27 protein-coding genes and 1 pseudogene are annotated in these 26,400 nt (G+C 59.8%); 19 read left to right on the top strand and 9 right to left on the bottom strand.

Features of this window, described 5'->3' with window-relative positions; genetic code table 11:
- Positions 1-92: 92 nt before the first annotated feature.
- A complete protein-coding gene (locus tag E3Z29_RS24615; RefSeq protein ID WP_027612565.1) occupies positions 93-1,442 on the top strand; it encodes a carbohydrate porin in 1,350 nt (449 codons plus the stop codon).
- A gap of 287 nt (positions 1,443-1,729) precedes the next feature.
- Positions 1,730-2,584, top strand: coding sequence for a D-hexose-6-phosphate mutarotase (locus tag E3Z29_RS24610; protein WP_003227443.1), 855 nt, complete (start codon positions 1,730-1,732; stop codon positions 2,582-2,584).
- 219 nt (positions 2,585-2,803) lie between these two features.
- On the opposite strand, the gene E3Z29_RS24605 is transcribed toward E3Z29_RS24610, so the two are convergent.
- Positions 2,804-3,664 (bottom strand): MurR/RpiR family transcriptional regulator, encoded by an 861-nt coding sequence (locus E3Z29_RS24605; protein WP_169842436.1) that lies wholly within the window; start codon positions 3,662-3,664, stop codon positions 2,804-2,806.
- A gap of 226 nt (positions 3,665-3,890) precedes the next feature.
- On the opposite strand from E3Z29_RS24605, the gene zwf reads away from it, so the two are divergent.
- From zwf to E3Z29_RS24585, 4 genes are all read left to right on the top strand, one after another.
- Positions 3,891-5,357 (top strand): glucose-6-phosphate dehydrogenase, encoded by a 1,467-nt coding sequence (gene zwf / locus E3Z29_RS24600; protein ID WP_134787167.1) that lies wholly within the window; start codon positions 3,891-3,893, stop codon positions 5,355-5,357.
- Entirely contained in the window at positions 5,344-6,057 is a 714-nt protein-coding gene (pgl, locus tag E3Z29_RS24595) for a 6-phosphogluconolactonase (protein WP_095137060.1), read from the top strand. Before zwf ends, pgl begins: the two co-directional genes overlap by 14 nt.
- A 17-nt stretch (positions 6,058-6,074) precedes the next feature.
- Complete coding sequence (locus tag E3Z29_RS24590) at positions 6,075-6,740, top strand: bifunctional 4-hydroxy-2-oxoglutarate aldolase/2-dehydro-3-deoxy-phosphogluconate aldolase (protein ID WP_003227433.1); 666 nt, start codon at positions 6,075-6,077, stop codon at positions 6,738-6,740.
- 175 nt (positions 6,741-6,915) lie between these two features.
- Positions 6,916-7,641: an intradiol ring-cleavage dioxygenase gene (locus E3Z29_RS24585; protein WP_098965238.1), complete on the top strand. Its 726-nt coding sequence runs from the start codon at positions 6,916-6,918 to the stop codon at positions 7,639-7,641.
- 5 nt (positions 7,642-7,646) lie between these two features.
- Here the strand turns inward: E3Z29_RS24585 and E3Z29_RS24580 are convergent, their stop codons facing one another.
- On the bottom strand, positions 7,647-8,828 hold the full coding sequence (locus E3Z29_RS24580; RefSeq protein ID WP_098965236.1) for an aminotransferase class V-fold PLP-dependent enzyme: 1,182 nt from the start codon (positions 8,826-8,828) through the stop codon (positions 7,647-7,649).
- A 27-nt stretch (positions 8,829-8,855) separates the two neighbouring features.
- Positions 8,856-9,092, bottom strand: a complete 237-nt coding sequence (locus E3Z29_RS24575) for a DUF3820 family protein (RefSeq protein WP_003227425.1) — start codon at positions 9,090-9,092, stop codon at positions 8,856-8,858.
- Positions 9,093-9,297: 205 nt separating this feature from the next.
- Between E3Z29_RS24575 and E3Z29_RS24570 the strand changes: the two genes are divergently transcribed.
- Positions 9,298-9,765, top strand: coding sequence for a PA2169 family four-helix-bundle protein (locus E3Z29_RS24570; protein WP_003227422.1), 468 nt, complete (start codon positions 9,298-9,300; stop codon positions 9,763-9,765).
- A gap of 128 nt (positions 9,766-9,893) precedes the next feature.
- Here the strand turns inward: E3Z29_RS24570 and E3Z29_RS24565 are convergent, their stop codons facing one another.
- Positions 9,894-10,364, bottom strand: coding sequence for a MaoC family dehydratase (locus E3Z29_RS24565; protein ID WP_003227420.1), 471 nt, complete (start codon positions 10,362-10,364; stop codon positions 9,894-9,896).
- Between the two features lie 43 nt (positions 10,365-10,407).
- Positions 10,408-11,352 carry an alpha/beta hydrolase gene (locus tag E3Z29_RS24560; protein WP_027612571.1) on the bottom strand — a complete coding sequence of 315 codons (945 nt, stop codon included), beginning with the start codon at positions 11,350-11,352 and terminating at the stop codon, positions 10,408-10,410.
- Between the two features lie 241 nt (positions 11,353-11,593).
- Between E3Z29_RS24560 and fadD2 the strand changes: the two genes are divergently transcribed.
- Together fadD2 and fadD1 are read left to right on the top strand one after the other, a co-directional pair.
- On the top strand, positions 11,594-13,282 hold the full coding sequence (gene fadD2 / locus E3Z29_RS24555; protein ID WP_134787166.1) for a long-chain-fatty-acid--CoA ligase FadD2: 1,689 nt from the start codon (positions 11,594-11,596) through the stop codon (positions 13,280-13,282).
- Positions 13,283-13,643: 361 nt separating this feature from the next.
- Positions 13,644-15,341 (top strand): long-chain-fatty-acid--CoA ligase FadD1, encoded by a 1,698-nt coding sequence (fadD1, locus tag E3Z29_RS24550; protein ID WP_003227414.1) that lies wholly within the window; start codon positions 13,644-13,646, stop codon positions 15,339-15,341.
- Between the two features lie 164 nt (positions 15,342-15,505).
- On the opposite strand, the gene E3Z29_RS24545 is transcribed toward fadD1, so the two are convergent.
- The gene (locus tag E3Z29_RS24545) at positions 15,506-15,883 is read right to left on the bottom strand and encodes a hypothetical protein (protein ID WP_007969330.1); all 378 of its coding nucleotides are present in this window, start codon (positions 15,881-15,883) and stop codon (positions 15,506-15,508) included.
- Between the two features lie 196 nt (positions 15,884-16,079).
- Here E3Z29_RS24545 and E3Z29_RS24540 point away from each other — a divergent pair, with 196 nt between their 5' ends.
- From E3Z29_RS24540 to def, 3 genes are all read left to right on the top strand, one after another.
- Positions 16,080-16,271, top strand: coding sequence for a CsbD family protein (locus E3Z29_RS24540; RefSeq protein ID WP_027612573.1), 192 nt, complete (start codon positions 16,080-16,082; stop codon positions 16,269-16,271).
- A 163-nt stretch (positions 16,272-16,434) separates the two neighbouring features.
- On the top strand, positions 16,435-17,385 hold the full coding sequence (locus E3Z29_RS24535) for a YihY/virulence factor BrkB family protein (protein WP_098965233.1): 951 nt from the start codon (positions 16,435-16,437) through the stop codon (positions 17,383-17,385).
- A gap of 2 nt (positions 17,386-17,387) precedes the next feature.
- A complete protein-coding gene (def, locus tag E3Z29_RS24530; protein ID WP_003227403.1) occupies positions 17,388-17,927 on the top strand; it encodes a peptide deformylase in 540 nt (179 codons plus the stop codon).
- Positions 17,928-17,959: 32 nt separating this feature from the next.
- On the opposite strand, the gene E3Z29_RS24525 is transcribed toward def, so the two are convergent.
- On the bottom strand, positions 17,960-18,370 hold the full coding sequence (locus tag E3Z29_RS24525; protein ID WP_134787165.1) for a GNAT family N-acetyltransferase: 411 nt from the start codon (positions 18,368-18,370) through the stop codon (positions 17,960-17,962).
- A gap of 324 nt (positions 18,371-18,694) precedes the next feature.
- Between E3Z29_RS24525 and E3Z29_RS24520 the strand changes: the two genes are divergently transcribed.
- The 4 genes from E3Z29_RS24520 to E3Z29_RS24505 all read left to right on the top strand — a co-directional run bounded on the left by E3Z29_RS24520 (position 18,695) and on the right by E3Z29_RS24505 (position 22,247).
- Positions 18,695-19,636 carry a fatty acid desaturase gene (locus E3Z29_RS24520; RefSeq protein ID WP_134787164.1) on the top strand — a complete coding sequence of 314 codons (942 nt, stop codon included), beginning with the start codon at positions 18,695-18,697 and terminating at the stop codon, positions 19,634-19,636.
- A gap of 157 nt (positions 19,637-19,793) precedes the next feature.
- Positions 19,794-20,585, top strand: coding sequence for a phosphate/phosphite/phosphonate ABC transporter substrate-binding protein (locus E3Z29_RS24515; protein WP_098965229.1), 792 nt, complete (start codon positions 19,794-19,796; stop codon positions 20,583-20,585).
- A 124-nt stretch (positions 20,586-20,709) separates the two neighbouring features.
- Complete coding sequence (locus E3Z29_RS24510) at positions 20,710-21,237, top strand: sigma-70 family RNA polymerase sigma factor (protein ID WP_098965228.1); 528 nt, start codon at positions 20,710-20,712, stop codon at positions 21,235-21,237.
- The gene (locus tag E3Z29_RS24505) at positions 21,234-22,247 is read left to right on the top strand and encodes an ABC transporter substrate-binding protein (protein ID WP_098965226.1); all 1,014 of its coding nucleotides are present in this window, start codon (positions 21,234-21,236) and stop codon (positions 22,245-22,247) included. The genes E3Z29_RS24510 and E3Z29_RS24505 overlap by 4 nt, the downstream gene beginning before the upstream one ends.
- A 125-nt stretch (positions 22,248-22,372) precedes the next feature.
- On the opposite strand, the gene gstA is transcribed toward E3Z29_RS24505, so the two are convergent.
- Positions 22,373-22,966: a glutathione transferase GstA gene (gene gstA / locus E3Z29_RS24500; protein WP_098965225.1), complete on the bottom strand. Its 594-nt coding sequence runs from the start codon at positions 22,964-22,966 to the stop codon at positions 22,373-22,375.
- Positions 22,967-23,065: 99 nt separating this feature from the next.
- On the opposite strand from gstA, the gene E3Z29_RS24495 reads away from it, so the two are divergent.
- The 3 genes and pseudogenes from E3Z29_RS24495 (at position 23,066) to E3Z29_RS30020 (ending at position 25,682) form a co-directional block, all read left to right on the top strand.
- Positions 23,066-23,956, top strand: a complete 891-nt coding sequence (locus tag E3Z29_RS24495; protein ID WP_134787163.1) for a LysR family transcriptional regulator — start codon at positions 23,066-23,068, stop codon at positions 23,954-23,956.
- 349 nt (positions 23,957-24,305) lie between these two features.
- Positions 24,306-25,091 (top strand): annotated as a pseudogene (locus E3Z29_RS30025) (PAS domain-containing protein); the annotation flags it as partial.
- A gap of 51 nt (positions 25,092-25,142) precedes the next feature.
- Positions 25,143-25,682, top strand: a complete 540-nt coding sequence (locus E3Z29_RS30020; protein WP_256214240.1) for a methyl-accepting chemotaxis protein — start codon at positions 25,143-25,145, stop codon at positions 25,680-25,682.
- Positions 25,683-25,808: 126 nt separating this feature from the next.
- Here E3Z29_RS30020 and E3Z29_RS24485 read toward each other — a convergent pair whose 3' ends face one another.
- Positions 25,809-26,366: a hypothetical protein gene (locus tag E3Z29_RS24485; RefSeq protein WP_134787616.1), complete on the bottom strand. Its 558-nt coding sequence runs from the start codon at positions 26,364-26,366 to the stop codon at positions 25,809-25,811.
- Positions 26,367-26,400 lie beyond the last annotated feature (34 nt).

Here is a 26,400-nt window from a genome sequence, read left to right as displayed (position 1 = left end):
GGAAAAGTGGTGTTCGGCCTGTCGAGCATCGCAATTTATGTAAACCGCGTTGGAAAAAAACAGTTAATAACAATAAAGACGAGGATGTAGGGATGAAAAAGAAACACGTCAATGCCCGGTTGATCTGCCAAGTGTCAGCTGCGGCGGCATTGGTGCTGGCCGGTAACGCCATGGCGGCGGATGCCTTCAGCTCCGACTCGAAATGGATGACCGGTGACTGGGGTGGCGAGCGGACCAAGCTGATCGAGCAAGGTATCGACATCAAGGCTGACTACGTTGGGGAAATGGGCGCCAACCTGCATGGCGGCTACAACGACGACAAGACCGGTCGCTACAGCGATCAGTTCGGTCTGGGCGTGGCGCTGGACCTGCAAAAACTCTGGGGCTGGGACAACACTCAGGCCAAGATCCAGTTGACCAACCGTAACGGGCAAAACATCTCCAACGACCGCGTTGGCGATCCGCGTGCTGGCACTCTGTCGTCTTCGCAGGAAGTCTACGGTCGTGGCCACATGGTACGTCTGACCCAGTTGTGGATTCAGCACCAGTTCTTCGACAACAAGCTGGACGTCAAGGCCGGTTACTTCGGTGAAGGCGAAGACTTCAACACCTTCCCGTGCGACTTCCAGAACCTGGCGTTCTGCGGTTCGCAAGTGGGTAACTGGGCGACCAACATCTGGTACAACTGGCCGGTCAGCCAGGCCGCGATTCGCGTGAAGTACAACATCAACGACGAGCTCTACGCGCAGATCGGTGCTTACAACCAGAACCCGTCGCAACTGGAACACGGCAACGGCTTCAAACTCAGCGGCAGCGGCACCAAAGGGACTGTTCTGCCAGTCGAACTGGTCTGGTCGCCGAAGGTCAACAGCCTGCCGGGCGAATACCGCGTCGGTTACTACAAGAGCACGGCTGACGCCAATGACGTCCGTGAAGACGTCAACGGCTTCGACGCTGCAACCACTGGCGACGCGTACAAGACCCACAGCAGCAAACACGGCTACTGGTTCGTCGCGCAGCAGCAACTCACCAGCCACAACGGTGATGCTTCGCGCGGTCTGAACATCGCCGCCAACGCGACCTTCCACGACAAGGACACCAACTTCATCGACAACTACCAATCGGTGATGTTTGTCTACAAGGGCCCGTTCGACGCGCGTCCTAAAGATGACGTGGGTATCGGCGCGGCGCGTATTCATGTCAACGATGACGTGAAGAAAAACGCCGAGTTCCTGAATGCGTCCAACGGTGTTTCGGACTACGACAACCCGGTGTTCTCGCCAATTCGTGAAACCGAATACAACTACGAGATCAACTACGGCTTCCACGTCACCAACTGGCTGACCGTACGCCCTAACCTGCAATACATCACTCACCCGGGTGGTGTGGATGAAGTGGACAACGCTTTAGTCGCTGGCCTGAAAATTCAGTCTACGTTCTAACGCTGTTGCGATAAGCTCCTCTCTATGTGCGCATATTTGCGGACAGCCAAGGCTGTCCGCTTTTTTTTGCGATAGACGTCCGATGTTACACCTGTGGCGAGGGGATTTATCCCCGATGGGGCGCGAAGCGGCCCTGAACCCATTGCATACGATATGTCAGTGGGAAAACGGTTGCAGGTTTGGGTTTGCTTCGCAACCCATCGGGGATAAATCCCCTCGCCACAGTGTTCACTCTCACTGGGCACAAAGGTAATTGAGTACCCCCATGATTTTCAGGACCGTGGCCAATGCATGAGCATCCGCTGCAACGCTTCTTCAAATCCCTGCGCGAACGACCGGTGTTTGCCTGGGAGCGCTATCAGATGCGCGATGTGCTGGTGATCGACCATCCGCTGTGTCAGGCGGTGTTCAGTCGGCAGGGCGCGCAGTTGCTGCACTTTCAGCCGCGCGGGCAGAAACCGTGGTTGTGGTGTGCGGCGAAGTGGCCCCACGTTGGCGCCATTCGCGGTGGCGTGCCGGTGTGCTGGCCGTGGTATGGCCGCCATCCGAGCGAAAATGCCTGGCCATCTCATGGCTGGGCACGACTGCTCGACTGGAAGTTGCTCGACAGCAGCAGCGCCGAGGATGGCGTGCGACTGCACTGGCAATTGCAGTTGTGCGACTGGCAGGTCGACCTGCACGCGCACCTCGGTGAGCGCATGGAATTACGCCTGAGCACCGAGCATCAGGACGACATGCCGTGCCAATTGAGCCAGGCTTTGCACGCTTACTGGCGTATTGGTGATGTCGGTGAGATAGCGCTGTCTGGGCTCGAAGGTGCGCAGGGTTATGACCAACTGAGCCGCCGGTCGTGTCAGCAGGAAGGCGAGTTGCGCGTCGATGGCGGCTGTCAGCGGGTGTTCCAGCACGACGGCGAATTACAGCTCAAGGATCACGCCTGGCAGCGCGAGTTGTGCATCGATACCGGCGACAGCGGCGACACGGTGGTCTGGCATCCGGGCTCGCGCCCGTTGCTGGGCGTGAGCTGGGATGAAGTGACGGAGTTTGTCTGTGTCGAAGCGGCGGCGGGCGGTACCGACAGCCTGCATCTGGCGCCGGGGGAGAAGGCGCATTTGAGTTTGCAGGCGTGGGCGGCGGCTTGAGTGCGTCAAGTTCACCGCTACCCTCACCCTAGCCCTCTCCCGGAGGGAGAGGGGACCGATCGGGGGATGCTGAAGAATTACGCCGAAATGAAAGAGCGGTGCTGAATCCATAATCGACTGGATATTTCAGGTCGATGTATAGCGCAAGACACCTCGGTCAGCTCCCTCTCCCTCGGGGAGAGGGCTGGGGTGAGGGTTGGCTTTTAAGCTTTCAATGACTCAGTTGAACTCATCACCCACCGGATACCGGCTGGCATTCAAGCTCTCTTTGATCTTGCGCAGATGCGGCTGGAAATCCACCCCGCGGCGCAGCGTCATGCCGGTCGCCAGCACATCCAGCACCGTCAACTGAATGATCCGCGAAGTCATCGGCATATAGATGTCGGTGTCTTCCGGCAGCGGAATGTTCAGGCTCAGGGTACTGGCTTTGGCCAGCGGTGAATTCTCGGCGGTCAGACCCAGCACCGAAGCGCCGTTCTCCCGGGCGATGCGCGCCACTTCCACCAGTTCGCGGGTGCGGCCGGTGTAGGAAATGATCACGAACAGCTCACCGGTGTGCGCCACCGAAGCAATCATTCGCTGCATCAGCACATCGGCATGGGCGGTGACGGCGAGGTTGAAACGGAAGAATTTGTGCTGCGCATCCAAAGCCACAGGCGCTGACGCACCGAGGCCGAAGAAGTGGATCTGCCGGGCCTGAATCAACAGGTCGACGGCGCGGCTGATCAGGTTCGGGTCGAGCGCCTGACAAGCACTGTCCAGCGAAGCGATGGCGCTGCCGAAAATCTTCTGCGTGTACGCCTCGGGATTGTCATCGGCCTCCACCGCGCGGCTGACATACGCCGCGCCACTGGCCAGGCTTTGCGCCAGTTGCAGCTTGAGTTCAGGGTAGCCGCTGACACCGAACGAACGGCAGAAGCGGTTGACCGTCGGCTCGCTCACCGATGCGGCCTGGGCGAGGGCGGCGATGCTGAAGCGGGTGGCCTGCTGCGGGTTGAGCAGGATCACCTCGGCGACTTTGCGTTCGGCCTTGTTCAGCTCTTCAAGGCGACTCTGGATCTGTTCCAGTAAATTTCGCACGCGGTCCATATGGAATTCCTAATTCACCTGCGCAAAGGTGCGCCGGGCTATGCAAATTGGGCCTTTGATGTGGCCCGTAACGGTGGCCTATCCTACTGGTGGCTCCGACCGACCACCACTCGGAATCTGCATTTTGCGAAAATGTTGTGGTTATTACTACATTTTCCCTTGAGTGATGCCTTGAAAAAAGGTATTTGTAGCTTAACTTGATAAAAGAACAAACATCATGCCTTCGATTACGGTTGAACCGTGCACCTTTGCCTTGTTCGGCGCTCTGGGCGATCTGGCCCTGCGCAAGCTGTTTCCTGCCCTTTATCACCTCGATGGCGCCGACCTGTTGCACGAAGACACGCGCATCATCGCGCTGGCCCGTGAACCCGGTTCCGAGCAGCAGCACCTGGCGTTCATCGCCGCCGAATTGCGCCGTTACGTCGGCAAAGAGCTGGACGAGGCCGTGGCCGAGCGCTTTCTGGCGCGCCTGAGCTACCTGCACGTCGACTTCCTCAAGGCTGAAGACTATGTGGCGCTGGCCGAAGCGACCGGCAGCGCGCAACGCATGATTGCCTACTTCGCCACACCGGCAGCGGTGTACGGCGCGATCTGCGAGAACCTGGCGAAAGTCGGTCTGGCAGAAAACACCCGTGTGGTCCTGGAAAAGCCGATCGGCTCCGATCTGGAATCCTCGCGCAAGGTGAATGACGCCGTGGCCCAGTTCTTCCCGGAGAACCGCACCTACCGCATCGACCACTACCTGGGCAAAGAGACCGTCCAGAACCTGATCGCCCTGCGTTTCGCCAACAGTCTGTTCGAAACCCAGTGGAACCAGAATTACATCTCCCACGTGGAAATCACCGTGGCCGAGAAGGTCGGTATCGAGGGCCGTTGGGGCTACTTCGACAAGGCCGGCCAGCTGCGCGACATGATCCAGAACCATCTGCTGCAGCTGCTGTGCCTGATCGCCATGGACCCGCCGGCCGACCTGTCCGCCGACAGCATCCGTGACGAAAAGGTAAAAGTGCTCAAGGCGCTGGCACCGATCAGCCCGGAAGGCCTGACCACTCAGGTGGTGCGCGGCCAGTACATCGCCGGGCACAGCGAAGGCAAGTCCGTGCCGGGCTACCTCGAAGAGCCGAATTCCAACACCCAGAGCGACACCGAAACCTTCGTCGCCCTGCGTGCCGACATCCGCAACTGGCGTTGGGCCGGTGTGCCGTTCTACCTGCGCACCGGCAAGCGCATGCCGCAGAAACTGTCGCAGATCGTCATCCACTTCAAGGAACCGTCGCACTACATTTTCGCGCCGGAACAGCGCCTGCAGATCAGCAACAAACTGATCATCCGTCTGCAACCGGACGAAGGCATTTCCTTGCGGGTGATGACCAAGGAGCAGGGCCTGGACAAGGGCATGCAGTTGCGCAGCGGTCCGCTGCAACTGAATTTCTCCGACACCTGGCGCAGCGCACGGATCCCCGATGCCTCCGAGCGGTTGTTGCTGGAAGTGATGAACGGCAATCAGAACCTGTTTGTCCGTAAAGATGAAATCGAAGCCGCGTGGAAGTGGTGTGACCAGTTGATCGCCGGCTGGAAGAAGTCCGGTGACGCGCCCAAGCCGTATGCGGCCGGGTCGTGGGGGCCGATGAGCTCGATTGCACTGATCACGCGGGACGGGAGGTCGTGGTATGGCGATATCTGATGTGAAACTGCCCGCGGGCGTGAATGCCCACGAATTCAAGAGCCCGGTGCTGTTGGCCGAAGGTCTGGCGCTGAACGTCGCCAAGCAGTTGAGCGATGCCATCGCCGCACGCGGCAACGCGGTGCTGGTGGTCTCAGGCGGTCGCAGCCCGGTGGCGTTTTTTCAGCACCTGGCCAAGCAGGAGCTGGACTGGTCGAAGGTCGTCGTGACCCTCGCCGACGAACGCTGGGTACCGGTCGAACACGCCGACAGCAACGCCGGCCTGCTCAAGCAGTACCTGCTCAAAGGCCCGGCCGCCAAGGCGCAGTTCCTCAGCCTCTACAGCGCGGCGGCCAACGTCGAGCAGGCTGCGGAACAGGCCGACCGTCTGCTCGCGGAATTGCCGCCGATCGACGTGCTGGTGCTGGGCATGGGCGATGACGGTCACACCGCGTCGCTGTTCCCCGACAGCCCGAACCTGACTGAAGCCTTGCAGGCTGACGGCAGCCGTCGCTGCTGGCCGATGCTGGCGCCGAGTGTGCCGCGTCAACGCCTGACCATGAGCCGCGCGCTGCTGGCTTCGGCGAAGCACAAGATTCTGTCGATTTCCGGTCAGTCGAAACTGACCACTCTGAATGCCGCACTGGCATCCGACGACGTCGCGGCCATGCCGGTGCGCGCGTTTCTGCAACCTACGTTAGAGATTTACTGGTGCCCATGAGCCAAGGATCAGCCGCTATGAAAAATCCATCCCCGACCGTTTCCATGGCGGACAAAGTTGCCCTGATCGACAGCCTCTGCGCCAAGGCGCGGATCCTGCCAGTGATCACCATCGCCCGTGAACAGGACGTGCTGCCACTGGCCGACGCTCTGGCCGCCGGTGGCCTGACCGCGCTGGAAGTGACCCTACGTTCGCAGTTCGGTCTCAAGGCGATCCAGATCCTGCGTGAGCAGCGTCCGGAACTGGTGACCGGTGCCGGCACCGTGCTCGATCGCAACATGCTCGCGGCGGCGGAAGCGGCGGGTTCGCAATTCATCGTCACCCCGGGCATCACCCGTGACCTGCTCGAAGCCAGCGTCGACAGCCCGATTCCGCTGCTGCCGGGCATCAGCAATGCCTCCGGCATCATGGAAGGCTATGGCCTGGGCTATCGCCGCTTCAAGCTGTTCCCGGCGGAAGTCAGCGGTGGCGTGGCAGCGATCAAGGCCCTCGGCGGCCCGTTCGGCGAAGTGAAATTCTGCCCGACCGGTGGCGTCGGCCCGGCCAACATCAAGAGCTACATGGCGCTGAAAAACGTCATGTGCGTGGGCGGTAGCTGGATGCTCGATCCCGAATGGATCAAGAACGGCGACTGGGCGCGCATTCAGGAATGCACCGCCGAGGCCCTGGCGCTGCTGGACTAAACGTTTTACCTGACACTTCGTTGTGTGTTCTACGGCTTTACGGTGCGCTTGGTCGGTGCACCGTTTTTTTTTGCCCGGCAAAAATACTCATGGAAACGGCGCGACACATAGTTACCGCACCGCGGGGCTCGTGCGCCGTTAATCTGCGTTCATCTTATGGAAAAGAGAACGCGTCATGGAACGAGACACTTCAACCGCACCGTCACCATCGATCTATCAGTTGGCCCCCGAGCAGATCGCCGGGCCGTACTTTCGCAATCCCAAATTGCTGCGGCGCAACATCAGCGAAGGCGCCGAAGGGCTACCCTTGCTGCTGCGCCTGAGCATCGTCGACGCGATGACCGGCCAGCCGGTAAGCGGGGCACTGGTGGACATCTGGCACTGCAATGCACGAGGCGCCTATTCGGGGTGGAGCCGGATCAATCCGGATCTGGAGGTCGACTCCGATGCCATCGGCTCGGTGCCGCGCACCGACGATGACACCTATCTGCGTGGCAGCCAGTTCTGCGATCAGCAGGGGCGGGTGCGCTTCACCACCATCTATCCGGGGTTCTATGCCGGTCGGGCGCTGCACATTCATGTGGCGGTGCGCATGGTCAGCGGCAGTGAATATCTGGAGGAGCGCAACGTGGCCTGGGTCGGTCAGCTGTATTTCCCCGAAGTGGTGTCACGCGCGGTGCTCAATGCCCGTGACTATCGCGGGCGAGCCTCGACACCCTTGAACAATGCCGATGACAGCTACTACAGCAACATGCGCGGCGAAGATTCGACCCTGACCGTGTGGCCGATCGGCCGCGACTCTCACGAGGACGGCTTTTTCGGCCACCTGACCATCGGTATCGACACCTTTGCCGCCTCGTCGCAGATCAAACCCGAGGACTTCGACAAGTACACCGTGTGAACCGATCAACGCAGCTCGTTGAGTGCACGGGTCAGCAACTGCATGTCAGCCGCAGTGGTGGTCAGCCCCGGCGTGATGCGAATGCTCGGCCCGCTCGCTGCGCCGTTGCGTACCACGGTGAACAGGTTGTACTCGTTGAGCAGGCGCTCGACCATTGCCTGTTGATCGGCGTGGCGAGTGAAACGCATCGAGGTGATTCCGCAATACAGGCGCGGATCGTCCGGGGTCATCACCTCGATCCCCGGCAGGTGCCGCACGGCACTCACCCACAGGTTGCGCAGGTAATTGAGCCGGGCGCTTTTGGCCGCAGCGCCGCCGAGCGAACGGTGCTCCTCGAGTGCCAACGGCAGTGACATCAGCGCCGGAATGTTCGGCGTGCTGTACGGCGTGCGGGCGCGTATGTCGGTGGCCGGAAAGTGCATTTCGCCCATGTCCGGATCGATGTCGGCCAGGCGCTGCGGGGCGATGTACAGAAAGCCCAGGGTCAATGGCGCGCCAATCCACTTGTGCAGGTTAAAACCGGCGAAGGCGATGCCCATCGCTTCCAGATTGAACTCGATCTGGCCAAGGGCGTGAGCGCCGTCGAGGATGATGTCCACGCCATGCTGTTTCGCCAGTTCGGCGATGGCCTGCACCGGCATCACCAGACCGGTGCGGTGGGTGACATGGGTCAGGGCCATCAGCTTGAGTTTCGGATAGCGGACGAAGGCTTCGCGGTAACTGTCCAGCAGGCTGTCGAAACTGGCCGGGTGAGTGTGGTTGATCTCGATCACGTCGACGCCGCGATGGCGTGACAGCCAGCGCATGGCACCTTTGACCGTGTCGTATTCCAGGTCGCTGATCAGCACCTGATCGCCCGGAAGCAGGCGATTGTAATTGCGGATCAGCGATTGCAGCGCATCACTGGCGTTGCGCGTGAAAGCCACGCTCTGCGCGCGCACACCGATGGTCTCGGCCAGTTGCGCACGAATCTCCAGGCTGTCGTGCTGTTCGAAACGCTGGCGTACATACACCGAGTTGCTGGTGTTGATCAGCTCGATATTGCGCTGATAGTCCTCGATCACTGTGCGCGACATGCGCCCGAAGTAACCGTTCTCCAGGTTCAGCGGGCCGGTTTGCGCTTCGTAACGATCGGCGAAGGTTTGCCAGAACGCTTCGTCACGGGCACGGCGGGTGTTATCAGGCATGGTCGAGGCTCTAGGGAGGAGGGCGCTTCAGTGGCGCGGGGCAGGTTTGCCGTGTTTGGCGCGTAGTGGTTCGAGCAGATCCGACAGGCCGTTATGGTCGATTTCCTGCATCAGCGCCAGCAGTCCGCCGAGTTCGCCGTGAGGAAAACCCTCGCGGGCGAACCAGTTGAGGTAAGGCCCCGGCAGGTCGGCAATGATCCGGCCCTTGTACTTGCCGAAGGGCATTTCACGGGTGATCAACAGCTCAAGCTTTTCAGGATTCATCAGTGGCAATCATCTGGATTCAATCAGTCAGGAAAATACAGGCATTCTGCATGCAGGCCAAATGACAGATCATGCAAATAACCGTGATACAGATAGTTCAAATATCTTTAACTTATTGAAAAATAACGATTTATTTTTTAAGGAAAAGCTGGCACGCACACTGCAATAACCCTTGCATCTTCAACCAACCGCAAGGAATTGAAAAATGACTGACATGAATAAAGAAGCCATTTCTGTACTCAACGACCTGATCGAAACCTGCAAGGACGGCCAGGAAGGGTTCAAGACTTGCGCTGAAGACATCAAGCATCCAGAACTCAAAACCCTGTTCGTGACCCGTTCTGCCGATTGCGCGACTGCCGCCGCTGAACTGCAGGCTGAAGTGCGTAAACTGGGCGGTGATCCGGAAACCTCTACCAGCGTCAGCGGTGACCTGCACCGTCGCTGGGTCGACGTCAAAGCCATGTTCACCGGCAAGGACGAAGAGGCTGTGCTGAACGAGGCCGAGCGCGGTGAAGACCACGCCCTGAAGGCTTACCGTGAAGCCATCGAGAAAATCAATAAGCACGGCCTGGTCGGCATTCGTGACCTGGTTGAGCGTCAGTACCACGGCGTACAACGCAATCACGACCAGGTGAAAGCCCTGCGTAACCAGGCTCGCGCTCGTTCGTAAGCCACGCTGGTAAAACTGTGGGAGCGGGCTTGCTCGCGAATGCGCTGTGTCATGCAACGATGATGTTGCTGACATAACCGCTTCGCGAGCAAGCCCGCTCCCACTTTTGTTTTTTGTGTACCTGATGATCAGCCGATGCTGATCGCCGGCAGAGTCGGCAGGGTCACGGTCTGCTGCTTGCGCGGCGCCAGAATTTCGGCCTCGCCATCCACCACCAGCTCATCACGTTGGTTGAACACGCGAGTGGCGATGCGCACGCGAAACTTCGGCAGCTTCTCAAGGATTTCCAGGCGCACGGTCAGGGTATCGCCGATCTTCACCGGCTTCTGAAAACTCATCTGCTGACCGATGTAGATAGTGCCCGGCCCAGGCAGCTCGCACGCCACGGCGGCGCTGATCAGTGCACCGCTGAACATGCCGTGGGCGATGCGTTCCTTGAACATGCTGGCGGCAGCGAACTCGGCGTCCAGGTGCACCGGGTTGTGGTCGCCCGACATCGCGGCGAACAGCTGAATGTCGCGCTCTTCGACAGTCTTGCTGTAGCTGGCGGTCTGGCCGACTTCGAGGGCTTCGTAAGGGATGTTGGTAACCTGGGTCATCGGTCTTGATTCCTGTGACGGATTAAAGTGAATCCACAAAAAATTATTCGCTGCGATGGGGGCGGCGATGGCTTAGCGCCTGGTCGATCCAGGTCAGCACATCGGCAATCACTTCGTCGCGATTGGTTTCGTTGAACAATTCGTGCCGCGCCTGCGGGTAGATCTTCAGTTGCAGGTTCTGGCTGCCGGCCGAGCGCAACGCTTCGGCCAGATCTGTCAGACGCTTGCCTTCGCTCACCGGATCACATTCACCGCCGATCACCAGCAGCGGCAGGCCCGGGTCGATCTGGGCGAGATTGGACGCTTTGCTGATCTGCTGCAAGCCGCCGAGCAAGTCGATCCACAATTGATTGGTGCAGCGGAAGCCACACAACGGGTCGTTGGCATACAGATCGACCTCGACCGGGTCGCGGCTCAGCCAGTCGAACGGCGTGCGCGCCGGTTTGAATTTTTTGTTGAACGAGCCGAACGACAACCACTCGATCAGCGCACTGCGGCCCTTGCCACCCTGACGCAGTTTTTCGAAACGGGCGATTTGTCGCGCCGCGCCGTAAAGCGCCACCGGCTGGAAGTTCGAACCGCTGAGAATCGCCCCGTGCAGGCTGGCGCTGTGATGCAGCAGGTAACCCTGAGCGAGGTAGCTGCCCATGCTGTGCCCGAGCAGGATGATTGGCACGTCGGGATGCTGCTGGCCGATGTGCTGATTGAGGCTGGCCAGATCGCCGATCACCTTGCACCAGCCGTCGTCATCGGCGAAATGCCCGAGCGTCCCGTGTTCGGCGGTTTTGCCATGGCCGCGCAGATCCGGGGCGTACACACCATAGCCTTGAGCACAGAACGCATTCGCCAGCCGCTCGTAGCGGGCGCTGTGTTCGGCCATGCCGTGGGCCAGCAGGATCAGCGCTTTCAAGGGCGCAGCCGGCAACCACTGGTTGACGAACAGGCGGCTGCGGTCACTCGCGTCCAGCCAAAAGCCTCGGTGGATCATGGCAATTCCTTTTTATCGAGCGGTATCGGCCCGCAGTCGTAGCATTGTATAGCGCGTCCGATCAGCTCACGCCACGGCAGGAAGATTCATACGATCAATGTCGCCATCGCCCATATTTGCCTCAATGGCCATAACTGCTAGTGTCCGTGAAGCTCCGCTTTTTGCTTTGTGCCCTCAGGGATCAGCGCGAAACCACAGAAAAGCGGCTCCCGGATCGATTCAGGTAAAGAGGACAAGAACAATGCAACCTGATTTCTGGAATGACAAACGCCCCGCCGGCGTACCACTGGACATCGACATGGGCGAGTTCAAGTCGGTGATCGAGGTGTTTGAGCGTTCCTGCAAGAAATTCGCGGATCGGCCGGCCTTCAGCAATATGGGCGTGACCCTGACCTACGCTGAACTCGAGCGCTACAGCGCGGCGTTCGCCGGTTACCTGCAAGCCCACACCGATCTGGTGCCGGGGGATCGCATCGCGGTGCAGATGCCCAACGTGCTGCAATATCCGATTGCCGTGTTCGGTGCCTTGCGCGCCGGGCTGATCGTGGTCAACACCAACCCGCTGTACACCGCGCGCGAGATGCGCCACCAGTTCAAGGATTCCGGTGCCCGCGCGCTGGTGTACCTGAACATGTTCGGGCAGAAGGTCCAGGAAGTGCTGCCGGACACTGACATCCAGTACCTGATCGAAGCGAAGATGGGCGACATGATGCCCACCGCCAAGGGCTGGCTGATCAACACCGTGGTCAGCAAAGTGAAGAAAATGGTCCCGGACTATTCGCTGCCGCAGGCGATCTCGTTCAAGAGTGCGCTGCGCCTGGGCCGTGGTCTGGGGATCAAGCCGTTGAAAGTCGGTCTCGACGACATCGCCGTGTTGCAATACACCGGCGGCACCACCGGCCTGGCCAAGGGCGCGATGCTGACCCACGGCAACCTCGTGGCGAACATGCAGCAAGTGCGCGCCTGTCTTGCACAGTTGGGGCCGGACGGTCAGCCGCTGCTGAGCGAAGGGCAGGAGGTGATGGTGGCGCCACTGCCGCTGTACCACATCTATGCCTTCACCGCGAATTGCATGTGCATGATGGTATCGGGCAACCACAACGTGCTGATCACCAATCCGCGCGACATCGCAGGCTTCATCAAAGAGCTGAAGAACTGGCGCTTCTCGGCGTTGCTCGGACTGAATACGTTGTTCGTCGCGCTGATGGAGCACCCGGACTTCAAGACCCTGGATTTCTCCAGCCTCAAGCTGACCAACTCCGGCGGTACCGCGCTGGTCAAGGCCACCGCCGAGCGCTGGGAGCAGATCACCGGTTGCCGCATCACCGAGGGTTACGGCCTCACGGAAACCTCGCCGGTGGCCTGCACCAACCCGTATGGCGACAAGTCGCGCCTGGGCACGGTCGGTCTGCCGGTGCCGGGTACGCTGCTGAAGGTCATCGATGACGAGGGTGTCGAGCAGCCGATGGGCGAGCGCGGCGAGTTGTGCATCAAGGGCCCGCAGATCATGAAAGGCTACTGGCACAAACCCGAAGCCACCGCCGAAGTGCTGGATGCCGAGGGCTGGTTCAAGTCCGGTGATATCGCGGTGATCGACCCGGACGGCTTCGTACGCATCGTCGATCGCAAGAAGGACATGATCATCGTCTCCGGTTTCAACGTGTACCCCAACGAGATCGAAGATGTGGTCATGGCCCACCCGAAAGTCGCCAACTGCGCGGTGATCGGCGTGCCGGACGAGCGTTCGGGCGAGGCGGTGAAACTGTTTGTGGTGGCGCGGGAAACCGGGATCAGCCTCGAGGAACTGAAGGCGTACTGCAAAGAGAATTTCACCGCTTACAAAGTGCCGAAACACATCGTACTGCGTGAGTCGTTGCCGATGACGCCGGTCGGCAAGATTCTGCGGCGGGAGTTGCGCGATATCGCCTGATCGGTGAATGGCCGCGCGTTGCGCGGATCGCGGGCAAGCCACGCTCCCACAGGGATCTCCATCAACCTTGTGAGAGCGGGCTTGCCCGCGATGCTTTTTGGGGGGGAAGGCCCGGAAAACCGGGGCTTTCAGGGGTGTATAGGATTTTTGCTCTAAAATGACTGCTGGAAAGTCTTGAGTCACTAAAGTGACCATGGAGGCCGCTTTTGGCTCTAGTCGGCCCTCGGCAAAGCTGCTACTCTCGGCGCGCTTTGTGACTTCTCGGCCTGTAGAAAAGCCAGATTCACCAATACAAAACACACACCAATAATAATCGCATCAAATGCGGTGAAGAATTCGCGTTGCTGAGGAGTGGGCTTCCATGATCGAAGACTTTTGGAAGGATAAATACCCGGCTGGAATTGCTGCCGACATCAATCCAGACGAGTACCCGAATATTCAGGCAGTGTTGAAGCAATCCTGCCAACGCTTCGCCAACAAGCCGGCTTTCAGCAACCTGGGCAAGACAATCACCTACGGTGAACTGTACGAATTGTCCGGTGCGTTTGCCGCGTATCTGCAACAGCATACCGACTTGCAGCCCGGTGATCGAATCGCCGTGCAACTGCCCAACGTTCTGCAGTACCCGGTGGCCGTCTTCGGTGCGATCCGCGCCGGGCTGATCGTGGTCAACACCAACCCGCTGTACACCGCGCGGGAAATGGAACACCAATTCAATGACTCCGGCGCAAAAGCCCTGGTCTGCCTGGCCAACATGGCGCACCTGGCGGAAGCCGTGGTGCCAAAAACCGGGGTCAAGCACGTCATCGTCACCGAAGTCGCCGACCTGCTGCCGCCGGTCAAGCGCCTGCTGATCAACAGCGTGATCAAGTACGTGAAGAAGATGGTCCCGGCTTATCACCTGCCCAAAGCCGTCAAGTTCAACGACGTGCTGAGCAAGGGCCAGGGCCAGCCTGTGGCCGAAGCCAATCCGCACAGCAGCGATGTCGCGGTGTTGCAGTACACCGGCGGCACCACCGGCGTGGCCAAAGGCGCGATGCTGACCCATCGCAACCTCGTCGCCAACATGCTGCAGTGCAAGGCGCTGATGGGCTCCAACCTCAATGAAGGTTGCGAGATCCTGATCACCCCGCTGCCGCTGTACCACATCTACGCGTTCACCTTTCATTGCATGGCGATGATGCTGATCGGCAACCACAACATCCTGATCAGCAACCCGCGCGACCTGCCGGCGATGGTCAAGGAACTGTCGAAGTGGAAGTTCAGCGGCTTCGTTGGCCTCAACACGCTGTTCGTCGCGCTGTGCAACAACGAAGGTTTCCGCAAGCTGGATTTCTCCAATCTGAAAGTCACCCTGTCCGGCGGCATGGCCCTGCAACTGGCGGCCGCCGAGCGCTGGAAAGCGGTGACCGGTTGCTCGATCTGCGAAGGTTACGGTATGACCGAAACCAGCCCGGTGGCCACGGTCAACCCGATCCAGAACATCCAGATCGGCACCATCGGCATTCCGGTGCCGTCGACCCTGTGCAAAGTCATCGATGATGCCGGTGTCGAGCAGCCCATGGGCGAAATCGGCGAGCTGTGCGTCAAGGGCCCGCAAGTAATGAAGGGCTACTGGCAGCGTCAGGAAGCCACCGACGAGATCCTCGACAGCGAAGGCTGGCTGAAGACCGGCGACATCGCGCTGATCCAGCCCGATGGCTACATGCGCATTGTCGATCGCAAGAAAGACATGATCCTGGTATCTGGTTTCAACGTTTACCCGAACGAACTGGAAGACGTACTGGCGACCCTGCCGGGCGTATTGCAGTGCGCGGCCATCGGCGTGCCGGACGAGAAGTCGGGCGAGGCGATCAAGATCTTCATCGTGGCCAAGCCGGGCGTGACCCTGACCAAGGAAACCGTGATGGAGCACATGCGTGCCAACGTCACCGGTTACAAGGTGCCGCGTTCGGTGGAATTCCGCGATGCGCTGCCGACGACCAACGTCGGCAAGATCCTGCGTCGTGAGTTGCGTGACGAAGAGCTGAAGAAGATCAAGGCCAAGTCCGCCGCCTGAAGCAAAAAGCCCCGCAGATGCGGGGCTTTTTGTTGGAGTAGGTGGTGGATCTGTAGTGACTGTGATGCCGCCTTCGCGAGCAAGCCCGCTCCCACATTCAACCGCGTTCCTCCAGTTGGAATACAGTCAAATGTGGGAGCGGGCTTGCTCGCGAAGCTTTTCGGTTACTGCCGGAACGGCGCGAAATTCACATTGGTTCCCGCCGGACGCATGTCCTGCAGATACGAATCCTTGTCTGCACTCAATTCCAGGCTCAACGCCGCCTTGCGCTTGCCCTCGTTGCGAATCACCAGACCTTCGAGCTTTTCCCGCAGGAACACCGTCGGCACTTTCAGGTGCAGCAGTTCGTCGGTGGCCGGGGTGTGCATCAGCAGGTGAATCCACTCGTACTGACCGACGGCGAGGCGCGTCACCGGCAGGTCGAACCACCAGATGTTGCGGTTGCGGTTCAATTCGGCGAAGTGGCAGTTGTTGGTGCCGAGCACAGCGCCGCCCAGTTCCTGGTTGCGACGGGCAATGGCCTGCTTTTTATCGAGTTTCATAACATTCCTGCGGGATCTGATCGTTGGCGCACGGCGCCCATAGGTGCGCATTCTCGGGGCTTGCGGGGCAAACATAAAGCCCAACCTGCATGGCACGACGAAATGAAGGGCAAAAATAAATGAAACTCGTGGCAAACCCGGCCAGTCAATCATTACGTACTGACTTTTCCCCTTCAATGCACCAAGGAGAAACACCATGAGTAGCACTGGCGATAAAGTAAAAGGCATGGCCAACGAAGCAGTCGGCAACGTCAAGCAAGGCGTCGGCAAAGCCACCGACAACACCAAGCTGCAAGCCGAAGGCAAACTGCAAGAGAAAAAAGGTGAAGCCCAGCAAGCTGTCGGCAAAGCCAAAGACGCCATCAAGAAAGGTGTCGACAAGGCGTAATTCCGCCTTGAACGAAACACACGAGCGGCCATCCAAGGATGGCCGTTTTTGTGTCAAAACCCGACAGCCATCCACGAAGGTCGCCAAGTAGGCTACCGTGATGTAGAAAACGGCCCCTGAGTCGCCACGACTTCAACCTGTAATGCGGCGAAAGGAGACGCGAATGATTTTTCCAGACATGAAAGGTCTGCCACTGCACCGGGTGATGGTGCGCACGGTCACTGAATTCGTCGACGACGAGATGTCGACCTACGCCTCGGCACTGGCCTACCAGATGCTGTTCTCGCTGTTCCCGTTCATTCTGTTCCTGATTGCGCTGATCGGTTTCCTGCATCTGCCGGACTTCTTCACCTGGCTGCGCCTGCAGTCGGAACTGGTGTTGCCGCCGCAGGCGCTGGAACAGGTCAACCCGGTGATCGATCAGTTGCAGCAGTCCAAGGGCGGCTTGCTTTCGGTCGGTATCGTCATCGCCCTGTACACCGCGTCTGCCGGTGTGCGGCTGATGATGAGTGCGATGAACGCCGCTTACGACGTGGTCGAGGGCCGGCCGATCTGGAAGCGTTTTCCGCTGTCGGTGTTCTACACCGTCGGCATTGCCGGCATGTTGCTGGTGGCGGCCGCACTGATGGTGCTCGGGCCGCAAGTGATGGGCTGGATTGCCGCGCAGGTAGGGTTGGAAGATTTCATCGTCACTGTGTGGACGATTGCGCGCTGGCCGGTGATCGTGATCCTGATGATGGTCGCCGTGGCGCTGATCTATTACGTGATGCCCGACGTCAAACAGGAATTCCGTTTCATCACCCCCGGCTCGGTACTTGCCGTGGTGGTGTGGATCATCGCCTCACTGGGCTTTGCGTTCTACGTCAAAACCTTCGCCAACTACAACGCGATGTATGGCAGCATCGGGGCGATCATCGTGCTGTTGCTGTATTTCTACATTTCCTCGGCGGTGCTGCTGCTCGGCGCCGAGATGAATGCGGTGATCGAACACATGTCCAGCGAGGGCAAGGACGAGGGCGAGAAAGTCCCCGGCGAACTCGATGAACATCCCAAACAACATGTCTCTGGCCTGGGGCGCGACCACTCGCTCAAGCCGGACACTGACGAAGCCTGACCATGATCCGTGAAATCCTCAAAATGGGCGACGAACGCCTGCTGCGCATTGCTCCACCGGTGCCGCCGGAAATGTTCGACAGCCCCGAGCTGTGGCAACTGATCGATGACATGTTCCAGACCATGGAAAGTGTCGGTGGCGTCGGCCTCGCCGCGCCGCAGATCGGCGTCGACCTGCAATTGGTGATCTTCGGTTTCGAGCACAGCGAACGTTATCCGGACGCCGAAGCGGTGCCGCAGACGATCCTGATCAATCCGCTGATCACGCCGCTGAGTCCGCTGACCGAGGAGGGCTTTGAGGGCTGTCTGTCGGTGCCCGGCCTGCGCGGTGCGGTGGATCGTTATCAGCAGATTCGCTACGAAGGCTTTGATCCCAAGGGCGAGCCGATCGTACGCGTGGCGTCAGGCTTCCATGCGCGGGTAGTGCAGCACGAGTGCGATCATCTGATCGGCCGCTTGTATCCGTCGCGGATTACCGATTTCAGCAAGTTCGGCTTTACCGAAGTGATGTTCCCGGATCTCGATCCAACGGCTGACGACTGATCCTGAGAACACCTCTATCCCACAATTGATTTTTATGGTTCCAGTTCCATCGCAATCATCGGCTTGCTCCGCGCATACCGGCTCAACCGCTCGGCCAGTGCGTAGGGCAGGGCGGGATCGAAACTGAAACCGCGCCGCTCGTAAAACCCGCGCAAGTCCGGATGACAGAACAGCCACACCGGCTCCTGCAAATCCTTCACCGCCGCCGTGATCAACTCTCCGGCGATCCCTTGCTCACGGCAACCCGGATCAACAAACAATCCGGTCAACCAGTACCCGCCCGCCACCGGCCGCAAGCACAATGCGGCAACGATGTCCTCTCGACGGGCCACCCATAACTGGGCATCGCGCACCGCCTTCATCGACGATTGGTGGCTGCGGTAAAACTTGTTCATCAACGGCCACAAAGGCTCGTCGAGCAGGACGTATCGGGTATCGGGCATGGGATCGGACTGGCGGCGGGCAAAGCGCCGATTATAAAAGAACGCGCGCCGCGCGATAGGTGTATACCTGAGCCTACATCCCTGTGAGTGGAGTACGCATCATGTCCAAAGGTATGGATTCAAAGAAAGCCGCGAAGAAGAAACCGGTGAAGACGGCGATTGAAAAGCGTGCAGAGAAGAAAGCCAAGAAGGTCGATATTTTCGGTCATTGATCACGTCCTTCGGGAGCCCGTCCCCCGGGCTCCCGTTTCAGCGCAAAAATAATCTGCAAGATTGCTCGGCTTCGTTGCACAGAAGGGGAAGATTCCCGTTCCGAGCCACGCCATGCCGAATTACTTCGACGCCGACCATCGCCAGCAGATCGAAACCCTGCGCCAGCGCTTCACCGCTCGCACCGAATGGCCGACCTGGCTGCTGCTGATCGGCGTGTATGGCGGCTGGTTCGCGATCATCATCAACAGTCAGTGGCTCGGTCGCGGCTTGAGCACATTGCTGCTGATTCCGCTGCTGGTGCTGTGGCTGTCGGTTCAGCATGAATTGCTGCATGGGCATCCGACCCGCTCGGTGCTTTTCAATAAAATCCTCGGCTACGCACCTTTTGCGGTGTGGTATCCGTACACGCTCTACCGCGACAGCCACCTGCTGCATCACCGCGATGAAGACCTGACCGTGCCCGGCATTGATCCGGAAAGTCGCTACCTTACGGCAGCACGCTGGCAGGGCAGTTCGCTGTTTGAACGCAGCCTGCACTGGCTGAATAAAACCGTAATCGGCCGCTTCATCATTGGTGCGCCGCTGGGATTGATCGCGCTGGCTGCCGAAGAACTGCAACGCCTGAAAAACCGCGAGCGTCAGACCTGGTTGATGTGGCTGACCCACGGTGCGTTCAGCGTGTTAATGCTGTGGTTTATCGCGCGCTTCAGCGTGTTGCCGGTCTGGCATTACCTGCTGCTGATCAGTGTGCCGGCACTGTCGATCGCGATGATCCGCTCCTACTATGAACACCGCCCGCACGCTCAACCGGAGCAGCGCACCGTGCTCAACGAGGCCGGTTGGCCGTGGCGCTGGCTGTTTCTGAATCTGAACTTCCATCTGGTGCATCACGACCTGCCGGGGCTGGCGTGGTACGACTTGCCGGCGGCCTACCGGATGCGCCGCGAGCAGTGGGTGGCGCGCAGTGGCGGGTTTCTGGTGCAGGGTTATGGGCAGTTGTGGCGGCAGCATGGATTCAGGCCGATCGACAGTCCGCAGCATCCTTTCCACTGACTTCAAAAACACCACAAAACCTCTGTGGGAGCGAGCTTGCTCGCGAATGCGGTAGAACAGTGACATGTCTGGTGTCTGACACACCGCTTTCGCGAGCAAGTCGAATCGTCGCACCGCCGCTCCCACAGGGGTAAGTATTTGCAGGGAAATAACGTGTATGACCCAACACCATCTCGAACTGCTGATGTACACCGCCCCCGAGCCCATCCGCTTGGCCAACGAACGCTGGATCTCACGCATTCTCGAACATCTCGGCCACTCCCGCCTGAACGCCGCAAGCCTGTCGCTCCCCGAGCTTTGGTTATCGCCGGATCTGCTGCTGACCCAGACCTGCGGCTATCCCTTGATGACCCTGCTGCGCGGTCAAGTACGCATCGTCGGTCGCCCGCGCTACGAATTGCCCGACGCCACTGCCGGCAATCACTGCAGCCTGATCCTCAGCCGTGCTGACGATTCGCGCGAAACCCTGGCGGACTTTCGCGGCAGTCGCGGGGTGATCAACAGTGACGACTCCAACAGCGGCATGAACCTGTTGCGCCATTGTCTGGCGCCGCTGCACCGCGACGGGCAGTTCTTCGGCGCGCTCGGCATCAGTGGCGCGCACCGCGAGAGTCTGCGTTGGGTGCGTGAGGGGCGCGCTGATCTGGCGGCGATCGACAGCGTGACCTATGCGTACCTCGCTCGGCATGCGCCTGAAGACGTCACTGGATTGCGAGTTGTGGCACGCACTGCGCTCAGCCCGACCTTGCCTTTTATCACCGCCGCGACTGCTACGGATGAGCAGATCGAACAGTTGCGCCGGGTAATGAATCAGGCGTTGCGTGAATTGCCTGATGTGGCGCAGATCCTCGGCTTGCCTGAAGTTTTGCCCGCCAGCGAAAGCGATTATCAGATCTTGCTCGACTATCAACGTGAGGCTGAAGAGCTGGGCTACGGCCGCTTGCGCTGAACAGCCTTATATCTCCAAAAAGAATATAAAAATGAAATATAAATATTATTAATGCATAAGGCGCCTTGCTACGATCGCGCCACCGGATCACCGGACATTCAGCGACCCTTACCCAGGAGCCCTTATGTCCGGCGCCGACACCGCTCACCGCAATCATCTCGACGCTCTGTTCCGCGCCCACTACCGCTGGCTGTGCACTTACCTGAGCCGACATCTGCACGACTCCGCAGGCGCGGAAGACATCGCTGCCGAAACCTTCGCGCAATTGCTTCAGGCGCCCAGTATCACGGCGATTCGCGAACCGCGCGCCATGCTCACCACGATTGCCCAACGCCTGCTCTATCAGCGCTGGCGCCGGGCGGATCTGGAGCGCCGGCATGCGCAGCAGATCGACGTCGATGCTGCCACTTCGCCTGAAGACCTCGCGCAACTGAGCCAGACCCTCAAGCGCCTCGATCAAAGCCTGCAACGCCTGCCGGGCAAAGTCCGCTCGACCTTTCTGCTGGCGCGGATCGATGGCCTGACCTACCCGCAAATCGCCGCCGAACTGGGCATCTCTCAGCGTTCGGTCAGCGTTTACATGAGCCGCTCCCAAGCCCTGTGCGACCGCCACAGCGCCAACCAAATCCTGACAGACAAGAGGTCCGCATGAGATCAATCAAAACCCTGCTCGGCCATTCGTTACTGGCGCTGAGCCTGAGCGTCGGCGCTGTTTCGGCGGCGGAAAAAACCGCACCGATCCACTTCGGTGACATCACCTGGGAAAGCGGCAGTTTCATCACCGAAGTGCTGCGCCTGATCGTCGAGAAAGGTTATGGCTACCCGACCGACACGCTGCCGGGCAGCACCGTCAGCCTGGAAGCGGCGCTGGCGAAAAACGACATTCAGGTGATCGGCGAGGAATGGGCCGGGCGCAGTCCGGCGTGGGTCAAGGCCGCCAATGAAGGCAAGGTGTTCGGCCTTGGCGACACGGTCAAGGGCGCGACCGAGGGCTGGTGGGTGCCGGAATACGTGATCAAGGGCGACCCCGAGCGCGGGATCAAACCATTGGCACCGGAGCTGAAATCGGTGGCCGACCTGCCGCGCTACAAGGACGTGTTCCGCGACCCGGAAGACCCGCGCCGTGGACGCTTCCTCAACAGCCCGACCGGCTGGACTTCGGAGATCGTCAACAGCCAGAAGCTCAAGGCCTATGCGCTGACCGACAGCTACGTCAACTTCCGCACCGGCTCCGGCGCGGCGCTGGATGCCGAGGTGGCGTCGTCGATCAAACGCGGCAAACCGGTGCTGTTCTATTACTGGTCGCCGACGCCGCTGCTCGGTCGCTTCAAACTGGTGAAGCTCGAAGAGCCACCGTTCGATGCTGAAGCCTGGAAAACCCTGGCCGATGCCAACAACCCGAATCCCAAGGGCACCCGCTCGATGCCGGCCAGCCTGGCGATTGGCGTGTCGGCGCCGTTCAAGGCGCAATACCCGGAGCTGGTGTCGTTCTTCGAGAAAGTCGATTTGCCGATTGATCTGCTGAACCAGACGCTGGCCGGGATGAGCGAAAAACGCCAGCCACCACGGCAGGTAGCCGAAGCATTTTTACGCGATCAGCCGCAGGTGTGGAGGGCGTGGGTGCCGGGTGAGGTGGCGAGCAAGGTGACGGCGGGGCTTTGAGTTTCTCCCGGTTGATCTGCGTTGTTTGAACGGACGCCTTCGCGAGCAAGCCCGCTCCCACAGGGGGATCGTGCACGCCACAAATCCAGTGTGGGAGCGGGCTTGCTCGCGAATGATCTAAAGACTTACGCCGCTTCCGCCGCCAACGCCGCGATCACGGTCGGCCGCTGCTCGACGCGCGCCTGAAACCGCGCCAGTGCCGGCCACTGCGCCAGTTCGATCCCGAACAACCCGGCCCAGCGCAGCACCACAAACAACAAAGCATCCGCGACGCTGAAGCCGCTCGGCAACAGATACTCCTGCTGCTCCAGCACCCTGACCAACACCGCAAAACGCTTGAACAACTTCTCCTTGATCACCTCGGCCGGCAACCGCTCATCGAACAGCGCGCCGAGGCTGCCGTGGATCTCGCTCGAAATGAAATTCAGCCACTCCTGCAAACGCAGCCGTTCGAAACTGCCGGGCGCCGGCGCCAGCCCTGACTGTGGTTGAAGATCCGCCAGATATTGCAGGATCACCGGGCCTTCGGTCAGCACCGCGCCGTCGTCCAGTTGCAGGGCCGCGACGTAGCCCTTGGGATTGATCGCGAGAAAGTCTTCGCCGCTGGCCGTGCGCTTGCTGCGATTGTCGACGCGGATCAGCACGAAGGGCAGTTTCAGTTCGCGCAGCACAATGTGCGGCGCCAGTGAACAGGCTTGCGGGGCGTAATACAGCTTCATCGGCAGCTCTCTGGTGAGGAATTGGCGCCAGTGTCATAGTGCGCCGCACCCTCGGTAAAATTAATCTTTCAGAAACCTGCCATAAGGACAGCTACTGGCATGATGAACCTGATGCATTGGCGGCTGGTGGTCGCCGTCGCCGATCACGGCAACATCACCCGCGCGGCCGAGCGGGTCGGCATGACCCAGTCCGGCGCGAGCCAGGCCCTGGCGCTGATGGAAGAAACCCTCGGCGTGCAACTGTTCAGCCGCGAAAGCCGACAGACCTTGCCCACCGCCATCGGCCTGCCGGTGATCGAGCAGGCGCGGCTGATGCTCGGTGCACTGGAGACCATTCGCCAGACCGTCGACAGCGTGCGCCCGATGCTGCGCGGGACAATTCGTCTGGCGAGTTTTCCCATGGTGCTGGCGAGTTTTCTGCCGCCGCTGTTGCGCCAGTTCAATCGGCTGTATCCGGGGATCGAAGTGGTGGCGCTGGAGGTCAGCGACGACGAGGTGGAAACCTTGCTGGCGGCCGGTCTGGTGGATGTTGGTGTGGTGCTCAACCCGGCGCCCGAGCGCAATGCCGGGCCGTTGGGCCGTGATGAATGGGTGGCGGTGGTGCCGGCAGGGCATCCGCTGGCGCTGCGAGGAACCGAGCAGGGCGTCAGCCTGCAAGAACTGACGGCGCTGCCCTTTGTGCTGGCCACCGGCGGTTGCTCGACCAACGCCCGCAGCCTCGCCGCTGAAGCCGGGTTGCAGTTGCAGGACGTGCGGGTCGAGGTGCGCGAATGGAGCAGCGCCTTCACGTTGGTGCGGGAAAATCTCGGCGTGACGCTGGTGCCGGAAATGACCTTGCCGGCCGAGCGTCAGGGCTTGCGCGTGATTGCCTTGCAGCCACGTATCGAACGGGTGTTTTCGCTGGTGCTGCCTGCGGGGCAGACGCCGTCAGCGACGGTGCAGGCGTTGCTGGATCTGGTGGCGGAGACGGCAGTCGCGACAGCTCGCTGAACCGTTTCTTGTGCAAAAAGTGCCAGATACTGGCCGACTAGTGGCCTTGCGCACGGCATGGCGATGGCTATGCTAGCTGTAACTAACTATGTCGACCGTCATCTGTTAGCCGTGATTTCAACGCTGCCAGAGTGCGCAACCCAAGGCACCGGACACTGAACCAACAAGGAGCAAGTTGTACATGGAAGTTTTCTGCACGTTAGGGCTGGCCCGCTGCTGGGCTATCAAGAGAAGGATGTCTTGATTAGAGCGTTGCTGCATGGACCCTCGGATTAAAACATCATTTATCACCTGACAACTTCCTCCCGTGGAGGAATGCGTGTGCCTGTTCTGTGGAACGTAGTGGTGGATGCTGAAAGACCTGACTTTCATCAAATCAAAAGACCGCGCGGAAGGTGATACAACCATGTTCAACCTACATCACAAGGCTGACCTGCAGGAAATCGAGCGTTTCAGCTGCGCCTTGACCGAAGCCAACGCCAAGCTCGAAGCGATCAGCCGCTCGATGGCGATGATCGAATTTACCCCCGAAGGCATTGTTCTGGATGCCAACGAAAACTTCTGCAAGACCATGGGTTATAGCGCCGAGGAAGTGCGCGGCAAACATCATCGTATCTTTTGCGAAGAAGCGTTTTACCGCAGCGAGGAGTACGCTAAATTGTGGCGCGACCTGGCCCGGGGTGAGCCGATCAGCGGCACGTTTCTGCGCTTGAACAAGTCCGGCAAGGAGATCTGGCTGGAAGCCAGTTACATGCCGGTGTACGGCCCGGACAAACAAGTCAAAAGTGTCATCAAAGTGGCCTCGGACATCACCGCCCGGGTCAACAAAGAGAACGAAGAAGAAAGCATGCTGGCGGCGATCAGCCGTTCGATGGCGGTGATCGAGTTCACCCCGGACGGCAACGTGATTACCGCCAACGACAACTTTCTGAAAACCATGCAGTACTCGCTCAACGAAATCGTTGGCCATCACCACAGCATGTTCTGTCACCGTTCCGAATCCGAATCGGCGCAGTACAAAGCGTTCTGGGCGTCGCTCAATCGCGGCGAATATCACTCGCACCGTTTCGAGCGCAAGAACAAGTCCGGACAGATGGTTTATCTCGAAGCCTCGTACAACCCGCTGTTCGACACCAAGGGCCGTTTGTACAAAGTGGTGAAGTTCGCCAGCGACATCACCCAGCAGATGACTACCTTGCAGAACGCCGCGGAATCGGCCCACAGCACCTCGGTACAAAACGACGCCTGCGCGCAAAAGGGCTCACAGGTCGTGCAGCAGACGGTGCAGATCATTCAGGACATTTCCCGCGACCTCAATGAAGCGGCGCTGAGCATCGATGCGGTCAGCAAGCAGTCGGACATCATCGGCACCATCGTCCAGACCATCCGCGGCATCGCCGACCAGACCAACCTGCTGGCGCTCAACGCGGCCATCGAAGCGGCGCGAGCCGGTGAACACGGACGCGGATTTGCGGTGGTGGCGGACGAGGTGCGCAGTCTCGCGGCACGCACCAGTCAGGCGACCCTGGAGATTGTCGAAGTGGTACGCAAAAACCATGACCTGTCGCTGAGCGCGGTGTCGAGCATGCAGTCGAGCCTGAGCCGCACCGGGCTGGGTGTGGAACTGGCGAACGAGGCGGGGGAGGTGATTCTGGAGATTCAGCAGGGATCACGGCATGTGGTGGATGCGATCGGGCAGTTCAATGCGACGTTGCAGCTGAACTGACACCCATCAACAACGGTAGGAGTGAGCCTGCTCGCGATTGCGGTGCGTCAGTTACTGATCCAGTGACTGACGCACCGCATTCGCGAGCAGGCTCACTCCTACATTGGTTTCTAAGCAACCTTCAGGTCACAGCGAAGCGAGAAACTTGTTCGCCAGTTTGTCGCTGTCCTTGACGTCATTGCCGTTTTCTTTGTCCGACTGCGCCAGTTTCATCTTGTCCTGCAGACGCTCGGCGATCTCTTTGCCGATGGCCAGTTGTTTCTCCGGCGGCATGGCTTTGATGTCGTCTTCGGTGATGCCCATGCTCTGAAGGATACTGTCGCGCAGGCGCTGTTCCGGCGACTTGCTCATGTAGTCCTTGAACGCGTCGGTGGCCGACGTGCCAGCGGGCTTGGAACTGGTGGCATCGGTGGTTTGCAGGCCGACACGGGTCTTGGCGAAGGCTTCGTCGACGTTATCGCTGATGCGCGCGGCGGCGGCCACTTGCTGGGTGGCGATCTGCGTGGCCGAATCCTCAACCTTGGAGGTCGCGTCGGTCGCCTGCGACTGGGCCTGGTTCTGCAGCGATTGCAGCATGGCGCCGTGCAGGCCGCTTTGCAGACCGGCAGCGGCGGTCGTGGTCGCGTCATCCGCCAGCCGCTTGGGCAGGTGGATGAGCTGCTGCTGTTTGGCACTGACCAACATCATGATGGAGACCTTTGGATAATTGCTGACGGGC

Origin of the sequence: Pseudomonas sp. S150, from assembly GCF_004526365.1 — a bacterium.
Classification (GTDB): Bacteria; Pseudomonadota; Gammaproteobacteria; order Pseudomonadales; family Pseudomonadaceae; genus Aquipseudomonas; species Aquipseudomonas putida_A.
Note: the sequence above shows the minus strand (reverse complement) of the source record. Positions and strands in the feature narration are given on the sequence as shown.